Annotated in this window: 15 protein-coding genes; 6 read left to right on the forward strand and 9 right to left on the reverse strand. The window is 38.5% G+C overall.

The window, feature by feature from the left end; translation table 11 throughout:
* The first annotated feature begins 2 nt into the window (after positions 1-2).
* From cybH to CTN01_RS04460, 3 genes are read left to right on the forward strand one after another with little or no spacing between them, the layout of a single operon-like run.
* Positions 3-746: a Ni/Fe-hydrogenase, b-type cytochrome subunit gene (gene cybH, locus CTN01_RS04450; protein ID WP_107176770.1), complete on the forward strand. Its 744-nt coding sequence runs from the start codon at positions 3-5 to the stop codon at positions 744-746.
* Between the two features lie 5 nt (positions 747-751).
* Positions 752-1,297 (forward strand): HyaD/HybD family hydrogenase maturation endopeptidase, encoded by a 546-nt coding sequence (locus CTN01_RS04455; RefSeq protein WP_045150627.1) that lies wholly within the window; start codon positions 752-754, stop codon positions 1,295-1,297.
* Positions 1,294-3,036 carry a Kae1-like domain-containing protein gene (locus tag CTN01_RS04460; RefSeq protein WP_045150628.1) on the forward strand — a complete coding sequence of 581 codons (1,743 nt, stop codon included), beginning with the start codon at positions 1,294-1,296 and terminating at the stop codon, positions 3,034-3,036. The genes CTN01_RS04455 and CTN01_RS04460 overlap by 4 nt, the downstream gene beginning before the upstream one ends.
* A gap of 100 nt (positions 3,037-3,136) precedes the next feature.
* Here the strand turns inward: CTN01_RS04460 and CTN01_RS04465 are convergent, their stop codons facing one another.
* Together CTN01_RS04465 and CTN01_RS04470 are read right to left on the reverse strand one after the other, a co-directional pair.
* Positions 3,137-3,862, reverse strand: a complete 726-nt coding sequence (locus CTN01_RS04465) for a hypothetical protein (RefSeq protein ID WP_244156140.1) — start codon at positions 3,860-3,862, stop codon at positions 3,137-3,139.
* A complete protein-coding gene (locus CTN01_RS04470) occupies positions 3,846-4,697 on the reverse strand; it encodes an aminotransferase class IV (RefSeq protein ID WP_107342095.1) in 852 nt (283 codons plus the stop codon). The genes CTN01_RS04465 and CTN01_RS04470 overlap by 17 nt, the downstream gene beginning before the upstream one ends.
* A 99-nt stretch (positions 4,698-4,796) precedes the next feature.
* Between CTN01_RS04470 and CTN01_RS04475 the strand changes: the two genes are divergently transcribed.
* A complete protein-coding gene (locus tag CTN01_RS04475) occupies positions 4,797-5,789 on the forward strand; it encodes a LysR substrate-binding domain-containing protein (protein WP_107342096.1) in 993 nt (330 codons plus the stop codon).
* Between the two features lie 907 nt (positions 5,790-6,696).
* Here the strand turns inward: CTN01_RS04475 and CTN01_RS04480 are convergent.
* Positions 6,697-7,161, reverse strand: a complete 465-nt coding sequence (locus CTN01_RS04480) for a GNAT family N-acetyltransferase (RefSeq protein WP_045129355.1) — start codon at positions 7,159-7,161, stop codon at positions 6,697-6,699.
* A gap of 380 nt (positions 7,162-7,541) precedes the next feature.
* On the opposite strand from CTN01_RS04480, the gene CTN01_RS04485 reads away from it, so the two are divergent.
* Complete coding sequence (locus CTN01_RS04485) at positions 7,542-7,883, forward strand: ATP-binding protein (protein WP_045150593.1); 342 nt, start codon at positions 7,542-7,544, stop codon at positions 7,881-7,883.
* Positions 7,884-7,961: 78 nt separating this feature from the next.
* Here the strand turns inward: CTN01_RS04485 and CTN01_RS04490 are convergent, their stop codons facing one another.
* The 5 genes from CTN01_RS04490 to hypB are packed head-to-tail and all read right to left on the reverse strand — an operon-like array spanning position 7,962 to position 11,431.
* Positions 7,962-8,303 carry a hydrogenase maturation nickel metallochaperone HypA/HybF gene (locus CTN01_RS04490; RefSeq protein ID WP_005368244.1) on the reverse strand — a complete coding sequence of 114 codons (342 nt, stop codon included), beginning with the start codon at positions 8,301-8,303 and terminating at the stop codon, positions 7,962-7,964.
* Positions 8,303-9,334 (reverse strand): hydrogenase expression/formation protein HypE, encoded by a 1,032-nt coding sequence (gene hypE, locus CTN01_RS04495; protein WP_045083436.1) that lies wholly within the window; start codon positions 9,332-9,334, stop codon positions 8,303-8,305. Before hypE ends, CTN01_RS04490 begins: the two co-directional genes overlap by 1 nt.
* A gap of 2 nt (positions 9,335-9,336) precedes the next feature.
* Entirely contained in the window at positions 9,337-10,455 is a 1,119-nt protein-coding gene (gene hypD, locus CTN01_RS04500; protein WP_045083437.1) for a hydrogenase formation protein HypD, read from the reverse strand.
* Positions 10,452-10,694 (reverse strand): HypC/HybG/HupF family hydrogenase formation chaperone, encoded by a 243-nt coding sequence (locus tag CTN01_RS04505; protein ID WP_005368247.1) that lies wholly within the window; start codon positions 10,692-10,694, stop codon positions 10,452-10,454. The genes hypD and CTN01_RS04505 overlap by 4 nt, the downstream gene beginning before the upstream one ends.
* Positions 10,695-10,699: 5 nt before the next feature.
* Complete coding sequence (gene hypB, locus CTN01_RS04510; protein WP_005368248.1) at positions 10,700-11,431, reverse strand: hydrogenase nickel incorporation protein HypB; 732 nt, start codon at positions 11,429-11,431, stop codon at positions 10,700-10,702.
* A gap of 319 nt (positions 11,432-11,750) precedes the next feature.
* On the opposite strand from hypB, the gene CTN01_RS04515 reads away from it, so the two are divergent.
* On the forward strand, positions 11,751-12,317 hold the full coding sequence (locus tag CTN01_RS04515; protein WP_045083439.1) for a hypothetical protein: 567 nt from the start codon (positions 11,751-11,753) through the stop codon (positions 12,315-12,317).
* A gap of 645 nt (positions 12,318-12,962) precedes the next feature.
* Here the strand turns inward: CTN01_RS04515 and CTN01_RS04520 are convergent.
* A complete protein-coding gene (locus CTN01_RS04520; protein WP_045150595.1) occupies positions 12,963-13,982 on the reverse strand; it encodes a formylglycine-generating enzyme family protein in 1,020 nt (339 codons plus the stop codon).
* Between the last annotated feature and the right edge of the window lie 226 nt (positions 13,983-14,208).

Here is a 14,208-nt window from a genome sequence, read left to right on the forward strand (position 1 = left end):
TTATGTCAACAGATACAGTGTTGTACAAACGATCCTATGTTTTCTCTTTTATTATACGTCTATGTCACTGGCTCCGTGCTTTTGCCATATTTGGTTTAGTGGTCACAGGCTTTTATATTGCTTGGCCATTCTTAGTTGCGCCTGATAGCACCAACGTATTGGAGCAAGGCTGGGTACGTTTTGTTCATGAAGTACTGGGATTTGTCCTTGTTGCTGTGACGTTAATTCGTGCTTATTTGTTCTTCTTTAGCCGCAGTAATGTCGAAAGACGTTCAGTAAAAGATGCTGTAAGTCCAAATAGCTGGGTAAAACAAATCAAAGCCTATTTTTGGGTTGGACAACCACCCCATCATGGTGCTTACGGCCCGTTACAGTTAGTGGTTTATGCGGGTATTTCTATCGCGGCTATTTTCATGTGTGTGACTGGCTTAACCCTATATGCCAACGTATACCACCTTGGTATGGGAGGCCTATTTTGGCAGCCTGCTGAGTGGGTAACCTACGCAATGGGCGGATTAGCTAACGTCCGTGAATGGCACCACATTGTAACTTGGGCATTCATCGTGTTTGTCTTAATTCACGTTTACATGGTGATTTGGACAGGTATTCGATTCCGCAATGGCTCAGCTGACGCCATTATGTCGGGCTTCGATTACCACCCAGTGCACATTGAAGATAAGAACAAGGGTAACGACCCTGTTCAGCATCAAACTCACCAAACAAACACTGACCATAAAGGCCACTAGCACTAATGAAGATATTGCTACTTGGTATTGGCAATGTCTTGTACGCCGACGAAGGAGTCGGCGTACATTTCGTCAATTACCTCACCGAAAACTACCGCTTTTCACACCCAGAACATCAGATTGATCTCGTGGATGGCGGTACCCTTGCGCATAGTTTGATCCCAACCTTAACCCAATACGATCACCTTATAGTGATTGATACCGTTAATGCTGCTGGTGTAGATGCTGGCGAAGTGTACTTTTTCGATTTTGATAAAGCGCCACCTGAGATCGATTGGCAAGGCAGTGCCCATGAAGTAGAAATGCTGCAAACATTGATCATGATGGAATTGGTCGGCGATCGCCCTAAAACATTCGTATTAGGTGTTACCCCTACTGTACTCGAGCCGATGCATTTAGGACTAACACCTAAAATTTGTGCTGCTATTCCTACTATGGAGTCAGCTATTCTGAATCATTTAACGGATTTGGGTATTACCTGCGAACGTGTAAATAATATTGAGATTAATAGCTTGATCCCAACCGCTTATAAACGAGGAGTAGATGCATGAAATTAGTTCAATTTTCGTTTAAATGCTCACGCCAAGTGCCGTTTTACGCGCAATTATGTAATGATTATTTAGCCAATGAACCTTATGAAATTACCATTGGTTTTGTCAAAAATCGTTACCTAATTGAAGCGGTTGGTGAACAAGCACAACTTGAAGCATTAGCTGAAAAAATTGCCCATGATTTCCTGCTTTCCATTTGGTTAGTTGAATCTAAAGTGGAAGAAATCACCCATCGTGAAGGCAGTGTTGTACCTCTGGTTAATACTCAACACCACTTACCTTTTTGCCAACATTGCGAACCATTGTTAGGCGATAACCAATCGCCACGATTTGGTGAGCTAGCATTACCTTGTGTATGTTGTCATGGTGAGCAGCGTTTACATCAAGCAATTAGCACCAACCAAGTAAAAGTTTGGGCTAATGATATTCTTACCACTGGCAATGTGTTATTTACCTTAACCACAGAGCAAGGTAAGCATCAGGTATTCCAACTCAGTACAACACCGGTTTTAACCTCATCGCAAGAACGCCCACAAATTCTGATCTGTAATCCTAATAATGTACCTTTGCATTTCTTTACTCCATCAGAGCACGTACTCGCGTTATCAAGCCTTGAGAAACCGCGCGTGACTGTACAACCCAGAGCACAGCATCGACAACTACAAGCCCCCTTGTATGATTTGTGTTTTAGCTATAATCGCGTACTCACAGTACTTACTGAAATTTTACGTCAACAAGGTGTTGATTTCGTATTTATTGATACCAACCATTGGCAACCTTTAATTACATGGATTGAAAAAGGTTGGAGCCAAGTCGATAGTGATCCTGAACTTGATCTTCCTGTGTCAATCAAAGCACTTGAACCCTTACACGATCAAGCCTGTATCAATGGCTTAAATGCCTATTGGCATAAACGTCGTATTCATTTCGATTATAAGTCGAATCATCCAAACGATGTCCCCTCTCATGCGCTGCCTATTTGTGCGCTGCATGGCGGTAATATTGAATCAGGAAATGGACGAAATACCGCGGTTATTTATTTTGGTCGATACGCTGCAGGTGAAATTGTTTGCCAAGATAAATTTACCCGTACAGATAGCTTTTTGGTTTTACCTAGCTTGCCACAAACAGGTCATGAAATTATTCGCCTAATGGCAACAGGAGAACAAGCAGCGATTCTTGCCAAGTTTAAAGAATCGCTACCTTATAGCTATCAAGCACTAAGTCAAATTAACCTTGCTGATAGTCATAATCAGCTATCAGGTTTATTTGCTGTTGCAGCCACCATTCTTGGCTTATCAACATCTAGTACTAATAGCATCCAATACTTAAACGATGCACTGATCGCTAAAGCATTACAGAACAGTGGTCAAAAAGGTCATCGTGTTGATTACTCATTAGATATGGTGGATGGAAAGCGCACGATTGAATGGGCAAAAACACTTGGCAGCCTAATGAGCTTTTGTTTAGTTGTTGATGAATCAGAGCTTGATAAACTTGCTTTTGGTATTATGGATTCACTGGCTGACTATATTGCTAATTGGCTCGAGCGTATAGATGAAACTACAGGTTTAAATGCTGTTGTTTTAGCTGGCAGTGATTTTGCCAATGAAGTGTTGACTGAACGTCTATCACTCCGTGTGGGTAAAAACTTTACCATTACGGTTAACCGTCAATTAGAACTCGACGGTAGTAACCTAAGTGCTGGCGCGTTATATTTAAAAATGCGTCGTCGTTAATTAAATAAAAAATAATAAAGCTCTACTGTTATAGAGCTTTATTATTAAGTTTACGTTCTAATATTTATATTCAATGGTTATTTTAAATTATGATGAACATCTATAGATGATGCATTAAGGCTTTACATGCTTTATCGCCACTACTTAACATCAATAAGTTTTTAAATTGGCAGACTTCAAACCAATTCGTTCCATGTTGATCTAATACCTCTGCTTCAAAAACATCTAAAGTAATATTATTACTACGGCTATATTGGTATAACTCAACTTTTTCACCGCCCCATACACCTTCCCATCCATCCATTGCACCTATAGATTTAAAATTTAATTGTTTTTCCTTTTTAAACCCCCAACCAACTGTTTTATCAATATTTGTTAAGACAGCCTCATCGTTAAAGCCAATGGCACTAAAATGCAGTGGGCCAACATCAACTTTTGATTTATCTTTAAACTGGCTTACTATATAAGCTGAATCTTTTTTATTTTTCGCTTGAATTAAACAGTTATGATAACTATATATGGATTTAACTTTTATCGGTTTATTATTAATAATAAGATCAGTGTTGTTCATATTTAAACAAGTTTCTTTGTTCTCTTGAGTAAAAAATGTAATCATATTAAAATCGGCATCATAGGCTGCAACACTATTTCCCATATTACTAATCACCATCGGAAATAAACCAACTTTATTGCTTTTCCACACTTCTGAGTTAAATGATGCTGCATTTCCCTTAGTTGTTAAAAGAGTAAGCACCATCACTATAATTATATTTCGCAATATTAATCCACTGTCAAAACGCAATTGATTGTTATACTTCATATCCATCCCATTTCTTACTTTGATAGTGTAACCAAAACTCACGCCATACCTCACCAGGTTGCCCAGAACCAATACAGTGATCATCAATCTTTATTACAGGTTTAATTTCTTCAATAGAATTAGAGACCCATACTTCATCAGCTTTTTCCAATGTGTTTGGATCAGGGGCTATTTCATAGACTTGATAATGCAATTTTTTAGCTATTTGCAGAATAATATGCCGTGTAATTCCTGGTAAAATATTATCAATCGGAGGAGTATAAATAACCTTATCTTTCACCATAAACAAATTACTGCTAGCAGCTTCAACTACGCATCCATTACGAATAAATAACGCTTCATCCTGTGGTCTCCCCTCTAAATAAAGTTGCCGATATGCCATTACATTCGCTAATAAGCTCGTTGCTTTTATATGACAGTTTTGCCATCGCTTATCAGTTTGTAATATTGCAGAACAACCTGGATATGAAAGATCGACAGGAGACTTAAATGGAGTTGCAAAGATCAAAATTGACGGCATACCCTTAATAGGAAAACGATGATTTCTCGATTCTTCAACTCCTCGTGTTACTTGGATATAAATCATCTGAGTTGCTTCAGCTTCAACGATTATATTAGTTATCAGCACTCGCCAATCGAGTAAACTATATGGTGATTCAATACCAACAGCGCTTAAACCATTCAATAAACGCTGAAGATGAAGCTCGCCTTCTAGCATCTTTCCGCCATATACGGGTATAACCTCATAAATACTATCACCAAATAAAAAACCACGATCAAACGGTGATATCGCAACCTCATCTAAGGGCATGTATTTACCATTAAAAAACGCTAAGCTCATATTATTCCGTTTAGTTATCACTAAATTCATCCAACTACCTAATAACATCAGGTTATGCGATACTTATGCTATAACAAAACGACTTATGGTTACCCAGACATGACAAATAGTTATACTAGACATCGTTATCAACAACTACCATCACAGCAATCCATACGTATTTTTGAGTCTGCGGCACGCCATTTGAACTTTACACTGGCGGCAGAAGAACTTTCGATTACACAAAGTGGTGTTAGCAAACAAATTAAAGGTTTAGAACGATTCTTAAATACATCTCTCTTTATAAGAAAAGGACAAAAGATAGATTTAACAGACACTGGACGTTTATTTTATACAGGCTGCATAGAAGCATTAGACTGCCTACAACAAACTATTGACACAATTCAAGGCCAAGCAGGTCAATTACGCTTACAAGCCCCACCAACCTTTGCGAGTCGCTGGTTAATTCCACGTATGGAACTACTTCACAAAAACCTACCTGAACTATCGCTGCATATCGAAACGACGTGGTTACGGACTATCCAAGACTATATTCAAACAGAGCCTAACCAACTGGTCATTCATGCTTGTATTAATTACCCATTTAATAATTTGCGAGCTGAATTACTACGAGAAGAATCACTATTTGTAGTCGTTTCGCCTGATTATCTTGCCCGCAATGGTCAGATAAAGTCAGCACAAGATCTTGTTAATCATACTTTACTGCATACTCGATTAGATGGTCACATTCATTGGGAAGCTTGGGCTAATGCTATGCAGCTCCATGATTTAGATACAACAGCAGGTTATGAATTTGAAACATTGGATATGGCATTGTCTGCTGCAGAAAATGGTTTAGGCGTCTTAGTATGTGACTTTTTATTTGCTTTTGAAGCACTAACTAATGGTCGTCTCGTCATCCCATTTCGCATGCCAATAGTCACGGGACTACGATATGTGCTTCTCAGTCAACCCAATAGGCACTATCAGCCATTACAGCAGAGTTATCTTAACTGGCTATATCAACAAATTAAGCAAGATAATCAAGAGATGGAACAATATCTTATCAATCTCAGCTTCGACACTTCAGAACGCAGAAAAGGGATTTTATAGACACAATGTTTGCCAAAGCAGCAAGTTAGCTTTATCTAAAATTAGCATGACGCAAGATAAGAAAGTAAAAACATATTTATAATCCGTCATTCTTAAATAATGAGAATAGCAAAGATCGTCATTTTTTTGACATTGATTATGCTTTGATTACAACCATGCAACAAATGTAACAGATGTAACAGATGTAACAGATGTAACAGATGTAACAGATGTAACATAATATTCTAGACATATAGGCACTAAGGTCTCAATCTGATTATCGTGTTATTCAAATTATCTTCAGGATGTTCTAGATTAACTACATACCTAGCCGGTAATTAGGCCCCTTGCCTAAAAATAATCTGAAATTATTGATTATTAAGCCTCATTTGATAATGAGGCTTTTTTTATTTCCCTTTAAACTACAAGGTTTTAGCATTTTTACATCATATTAAAATGATGATTAACAGTAATATCGGCTATTAAATAGTAGCGCTTTAAAGTTAACTAGTGACGAAAACCCATACATAATACCGTCAAAAAAACATCACTTAAGTAAATGATGTGTTATTTCATCGTTTTTATTTTGAGGATATTGGATAACATTGAGACTGTTGTAGTGGTTTGCTTGTTCAAATACGTAAGAAATTGCTCACTACCACTATCGCTTCATCTCACATAAATTAGATAAAATTGTTCTTCACTTAATCCTACTTCAGCTAAATAACCGAACTGTTCAAAAACTGTATAAAAAGCTAGACACCACAAAAGCGTTTCCCTGTAAAGTCCAAGCTTGTTAATCTCCCTTTTAGTAATCACCTCAGTTTTAAAAGATACCCAACAATAAACCCATACGCTAAATCTCAAATACAGAGAACGGGTAGCGATAGCAACATCAGAGACACAGTTGTCTTTCGTCGATTGAATCTTATTCCGCTGCAAACTCGTAACACATAAACAAGCTATGAGGATCCGGTAAATAATCAGCAAATGGTTCACAATATTCAAAACCAAACCTTTCATATAAACGACAGGCTGACTCAAAAAAATTATGTGAGCCAGTCTCTAAGCTAATAGTCTTAAACCCCATGTTACTGGCTTCAATTAAAACATGTTCTAAGAGTCTCGCTCCCACTCCTTGGTTTCTCGCATCAATCTTCGTCCGCATTGATTTCAGCTCGGCACTTTCAGCATTTAGACGTTTAATTGCAACACAACCAAGCAACATATCTTGCTTCCAACAGGTATAAAACGTCACATCCTCAGACTGAAGTGCATCTAAATCTAACGCATGAACACTATCAGCAGGCGATGTGGCATACATATCTTCTAGATGTTCCATCAATAACTGAATAACTTGTGGATGTGTTAAGTCACCAATTTTAATATCCATTTAAAATTCCTTTTACCCTAGCCTGAATTGCCAACTACATTCTTTGGAAACACGACTTATAACATCATCATATAGGGTAACCATGACTTACCCATTGTTTATAAAATGTCACCATAACGAGTTTTAAAATACTTTCTCAATTTCTCACTCGATTTATTTACTAAGAATTTAAACACTCTCTAAATTTGCGACTACGTTCAACAAAGTATGTTTCAAAAGTGAAACAAGCAACATTCCAAATAAATTGAATTAGAGATAAAAGTTTCAACATTTTTTCACCTTTCAGCGTTTATAACTTACAGCGAGTAACGACGTGGAGAAAGAAGGAAATCATCCCGCCTATTTGCATCGGTTTGGTTTGTAACCCTGCGAAATAAACAATGAATATGATTAAACAAAAACTTGTTGGTGGCATGTCTTATGCCACCTTTACTTTCCTACTCGCGCTGTATTTTACAGCCATAGTTAACCTACCTGTATATAAAGCACTGATTGTTGCTTGCACCGAGAAAGGTTCAGTCGTGATTAGTGTTACCCCATCACGTATATCGATTATTGATACTGGAATCGGATTAGAGAAAAAGCCAAGAGGTGTGGAAGGATATGGCTTAGGCTTACTCATATCCCGTGATATATGCCATAAATATGGTTATGAATTCGAGATTCTGAACAACCCACACAGTGGTTGTCGTGCGCAAATAAGCATTCAGCCTACTCAATAGTTTCACAGTATTAACAATAAAAAAGGCAGCCACTATATTCGGCAGTGCTGCCTTTATCTTATTCATAGGATTGTTGCTTTATTCCAACTCAAGTTGCATCAGTAACAAATCTTCGCCATCAATAACCTGTGTACGATTACTCTGGCAATGTCCGCAGATAATACTGCGCTCGTTATGAGTAGTTTCTTGCCCACACTCGAAACATGATAATACTAATGGTTGGATCTGCATTTCAAATATAGCGTCATGACAAACCCCTTCTAACTTAAAGGTTTGAAAGGCTGTTTCTAATAACGCTGGTTCAACACCGCTTAAAATACCGACTTTTATTGCAACACGAGTCACTTTGGTCGCGTCATTATCTTCGGCATGTTGTTCGCATTGTTCAATTAAAGCGCCAACAATGGAATATTCATGCATTAACAAATCCTCGGAAGTAACTCACCTTGTGGTAAATCAAGGTAACGACGACTGCCCCATCCGCTAGTTAAAATTACTCGACCTGCATAATCGTCACTGACTTCACCAATAATGGCAGCATCACCACACGCAGCAAATGCGCTTAATACTTCTAATGCTTTTTCAGCTTGTTCTTGTGGTAGTGCGATAATAAATGTTCCTTCGTTTGCAAGATCAAACGGTTCAAAACCGTATAACTCACAAAGGCCACGTACCTCTTCACTAACAGGTACGTCATCTTCAACCACATTGATACCAATGTCAGATGCTTGCGCCCATTCGTTAAGTACTGCAGATAAACCACCACGAGTGGCATCACGCATTGCATGAATATCAAGATCAGCAGCAATTAACGCCTCAACTGCAGGCCACAAAGTATTGCAATCACTGATAAGTTCAGATTCTAGCGTTAGCCCTTCACGTGCCATTAAAATAGCAGCGCCATGACGACCGATATCACGAGAAACAATGATTACATCGCCTTGTTTTAGGTTACGTACTGAAATACCAGATTTGATAATAGTGCCAACACCTGTGGTATTGATGAACAAACCATCCGCACAGCCTTTCGGCACAACTTTAGTATCACCACACACGATCTTAGCACCAGAAATGCTAAGCTCATTTGCCATGCTATCAACAATGGTTTTTAGATTTGCAACATCAAAGCCTTCTTCGATGATCACACTGCAACTCAAATACTGAGGTTTTGCGCCCATCATCGCAAGATCGTTCACCGTACCTGCAATGGCTAATTTACCGATATTGCCACCAGCAAAAAATAATGGTGAAACCGTAAAGGAATCGGTAGTAAAAGCCGTTTTACCATCCAGTGTTAAAACCGCAGCATCTTCTTCATTACGCAAGATGTCGTTATCAAAGGCTTTAAAGAATAACCCTTTGATCAGCTTATTCATTTCCTGACCACCGCCACCGTGACTTAATTGAATCGACTTGGTCGTAGACAGGGTTGTTAAATCAATATCAGTCATTATTAAACGCCTCGGTAACGGAAATAAGCATTACAAGCACCTTCAGAACTCACCATACAACTACCTAATGGTGTTTGCGGTGTACAACCACGTCCAAACACTTTGCAATCTTGAGGTTTAGCTAAGCCACGAAGAATATCACCACATTGACACGCTTTATGATCATCAATCGGCGTCATGGGTAAGCAATCCGCAAAACGTATTTCAGCATCACGGTGTTGGTAGGCAGCATTTAATTTCAACGCAGAATTAGCAATAGGCCCTAAACCACGCCAGCGGAAACTATCACGCACATCAAAACAACGTTTAACCGCTTGCTGAGCAACCGTATTACCCTCTTCTGTTACTGCACGCGTATATTGCACGTCAAGTTCAGGTTCACCAGCGATTTTTTGTTTAGTGATACGTAGAATAGATTCCATCACATCAACAGGCTCAAAACCTGCAACCACAACGGGTGTATTGTATTTTTCTACCAACGGACGATAAATCTTCGCCCCTTCAATCACACTCACATGTGACGGGCCAATAAACGCATTCACTTTTACCGCAGGATCAGCCATTACTGCATCAACGGCTGGCGGCACTAATACATGATTAATATGAAAATAAAGGTTATTGATTTGGCGTTGCTCAGCCAGTTCAACTAAAACTGCGGTCATAGGCGTTGAGGTTTCAAAACCAATAGCAAAGAAAACCACCTCTTTATCTGGGTTTTCTGTCGCAATGGTTAAACAATCAAGCGGATCATAAATAGGTCGAATATCACAGCCTTTAGCACGATATTGCGCCAAACTACCTTTTGAGCCCGGAACGCGGATCATATCTCCAAGAGTAACCAAAATAACGTTGGGTTGGCATGCCAGTGCAGCGGCATGATCAATACGCTCTTTAGGCATAACGCAAACAGGACAACCAGGACCATGAATAAAATCAATATTATCTGGCAGTAACTGCTTTAAACCATACTTCATGATGGTATGAGTATGGCCGCCACACACTTCCATCACTTTTAAAGGCTCTGGTAATTGTGGTGCTATCGCTTTTATTTGCTCGGCTAAACTTAGCACGGTATCAGCATCACGAAAGCCTTGATATAACTGTTTTAAGTCAAAACTCATAATGCTAACGGCCCTGCTTCAGCCAACAGTAAACGATACATTTCTAAACTTTCTTGGGCGTCTTTATCATCAATTTTGCTCATTACAAAACCAATATGGATAAGTACATAATCCCCTAACGCCAAAGGCTCAGTTAATAGATGACAGCTTACTGTGCGCTTAACCCCCATAGTATCAACTGTGACGCTATTTTCTTCAGGATGTAACTCAACCACCTGTGAAGGAATAGATAAACACATGATAATTATCCTTCAATAAGGTTGTTGTTAATCCATGAAACAAGCGGTTGGAAGCTTTCAGGATCTTTGGTTGATAATGAAATAACTTCAACATTAGGATTAAGTTTTTGTAGTTGCGCTTTTGCTTCTTCAATACTGAAATCAAAATACGGCAATAAATCACACTTAGTGATAAGAACTACATCAGCGCGACGGAACATCACTGGGTATTTTTCAATTTTATCATCGCCTTCAGGTACTGAGACCAATACGATATTTTTATGAGTGCCGACATCGTAACTCGCTGGGCAAACAAGATTACCGACGTTTTCAACGAAACAAATATCAAGATCATCTAATTCAATATGATGAAGTGCGGAATGCACCATAAATGCATCAAGGTGGCAGGCCGAACCCGTTTGAATTTGGTATGCATTAATCCCCTGCGCTTTTAATCGATCAGCGTCGCGTGATGTTTCTAAGTCACCTTCAACAACTGCATATTTCAGCGGCGTATACTGATGTAGATGTTCTAATAAGGTCGTTTTACCGCTGCCAGGGCTACTCATTAAATTAAATGCAGTCACATTTTTAGCATTAAAATGCGCACGATTGTGTGCCGCTTCTACATCATTTTTATCTAGTATTTTATGAATTACCGATAAGGTTTTTTTATCATTAAGCTGAGGGTTTGCTTGTAATTGGTGATGATGGTGATGATCACCACCAGCGAGTGAACAACCGCAATCTTGACACATAGGAGCTCCAACCGACATCAGTTTACCGACTCAACGAGAAAAAAAGGTAAACCTTAAAAGACTAAAAGGTATAAAGTGGTTATTTAATCAGCAATAACCAAAAATTTAGCTTCAATTATCTATGCTATAAGGGAATATTGCAATTGTATGACGATTTATTTGCGTAGAACTATGATTTACGATATTAGTAATAAAGGTTAATACGCAGACAATGCGAGCAATTGTCAGATTATATTCAGGCTTGCTGACTATCATCTGACAATACAAATTGAAACGCATCGTATATTAGCGATATCAACATAATTAAAGAGAAAGTCATATGCATACTAAAACATCAAGCTTAAAATCAAAGCTTCTAAAAGCTGCTGTTCCTCTAGCACTTGCATGCGTATTTACCGCAGCTCCAGCTATGGCTAAAGAGGCTGCAGTTGTTCCAGCTGCTGCTCCTCAAATTACAGCTCAACAGCAAAATATCGCTAACCGTATTGGTGTGATTCAACAAGAGCTTGCGGGTATCCGTCATCAGACTCTTCAATCTCACCCTGAATTGGTGAAAGAGCTAAAAGCCTACGAAACAGCTTTTAACAACAAAGTAAAAGAAAAAGGTTACAACCCAGAGAAGCTAATCAAACGCGCTCAAGAAATCCAACTTGAAGCACGTAAAGGCGATTTATCTAATGCGAAGCGTACTGAGCTTATCAAAGAGTTTACTAGCATTCGTACAGAATTAGCGAAACAACAGAAATCTATCCTGTCTGATCCTGCAATTAGCAAGCAAGACAAACAAGTACAAAAAGATGTACTTACAGCGATGAAAAAGCAAGATCCAAAAGCAGAGAAACTGCTTACTGAATTAGATAGCTTAGTAAAACAATTCAAAAGTTAATTATTACTATTAACTAATAAAAAAAGGATAGCCATGGCTATCCTTTTTTTATATTTATTAATTCGCTTATCTATAATTCAATTAAGACAATAACTTTTGATTCATTACTGCTCTCTACCCCACGAGAAAATACGCCTTCTATGACACTTCTTTATTATCTATTATTAACAGAGCAAAGTCGTTTTAGTTACTGCTGTTATCTTTTTACATCGATACCCATACAGTATTAAAGATGGAAACAAGCACACCGCAAGTATGGCAAAAAATAGAGCGACTTGTTGCGGAAGTATCACAATTGAACCTAGTTTGCCTATGTCAGACCACAGTTAACCCAAAGTTAGATCGTTATTCTTTACGGTATTCGTTATTACATTATCTAACTTTCTTATCAGTGAAATTAGATCTTATCTGAATCCGATTTTTTTAGCAGCTGTCAGAGGACAACTAAGATTGATACTTTTTGGGACTTATTTAACTGGCTTCTTTGAGGGGGCTAGCTAACTTTTGGACATAAATGAGTTAGGCGACTTTCTATTTTTTGTTGATAGGTATTAGGAAAAGTTAAGGTAACGCCCATCACTAATGTGCAATTCGCAGCCAAATAACGTAAATACCCAATCAACCGGTACTGAATTAGACTATTGGTTATTTAGTACTGTTTATAGTTGTCTTTTGCTGCACCGCGCAGCGAAAGCCATAATATAAGTGGTATTTTTCTTGAACGATAGCATTACTTGACCTTGATGTTGTTAATCCCACCCCTCTCATGGCTTTTTTAGTCCCTGATGATGGTCCCTGAGGATCGATTTCGGGTGAATGTTGATAATAATCTTCGCTATACCAATCATTCATCCATTCCATTACATTTCCAGACATATCATACAAACCTAATGGATTAGGCGGATAGAGTTTTATTTGATTTAAGTCTGTAGAGCTACCAATATTCCATTCATCTTTTGTGTAATCAACATACCTGCCATCAACCAAATGCTGGTCACCTTTACGCTCAAGGTAGCCGTTATTGGTTGCATAGTATAGATGCTTCCCACGATTTCTTGCCGCATATTCCCATTGTGCTTCTGTGGGTAAGTCAATCGGGTAATCTGTTAACTCACCCAGCCATAAACAATAATCTTTTGCCTCTTGCCAAGTTTTGGTTGGAGTCGTTAAATTCTTAAACTTATCGTCAGAAAGGTCATGTTTTTCTCTCATATCAGCATCAACGACAGGTCTGTGATGTGCCCTTTGAAAGGCATCAAAACCGTGATAAGTCGTTTCATGATTAGCTAATGAATAGTTACTTAAGGTCACTTTATGTATAAAATTAGCGCCAGTTTTAACATTCGTAATATCGGTATTGCACTTAGCATCTGGTGACCAATCCATTCTATCCGTAGAAATGGGACTACACGGTGCTTTAAATGCGCCCATCATGAAGGTTCCACCTTTGATAAACACCATGCTTTCTAGAGATTCAACAGCAACATCGACGATCTTATGTTGAAGTTTGGTATCTGCATCAGGGTAGAGCTTTTTTACTTTCGCTTCTATTTGAGTGATTTTTTCAGCTGGTACCGTTTTACTGGTTACTGAAGCGGTTGTCTCTCCAGTGCATGCTGTTAATACACATGCGCTTATTAATAGGCTCAGGTATTTTCTATACATTGTGCAATCTAACCTCTAAGTGCTTTGTAAGTCATTCATGTCTTTTAGATTTGTGATTTATATTTAGATAAGAAGAAAGACAACCCATGATTATATATCCATATATGAACAGGCAATAATTTGCCCGAAAAAGCAGTATAGAAATATGTCTTTTAGAATTATCTTGAGCCAATTATTGCCCAGCTGGTTATAGGTGTATTCTCACCCTAGGAGTCGTTAACGCCGA

Origin of the sequence: Photobacterium angustum, assembly GCF_003026365.1 — a bacterium.
GTDB classification, from domain to species: domain Bacteria; phylum Pseudomonadota; class Gammaproteobacteria; order Enterobacterales; family Vibrionaceae; genus Photobacterium; species Photobacterium angustum.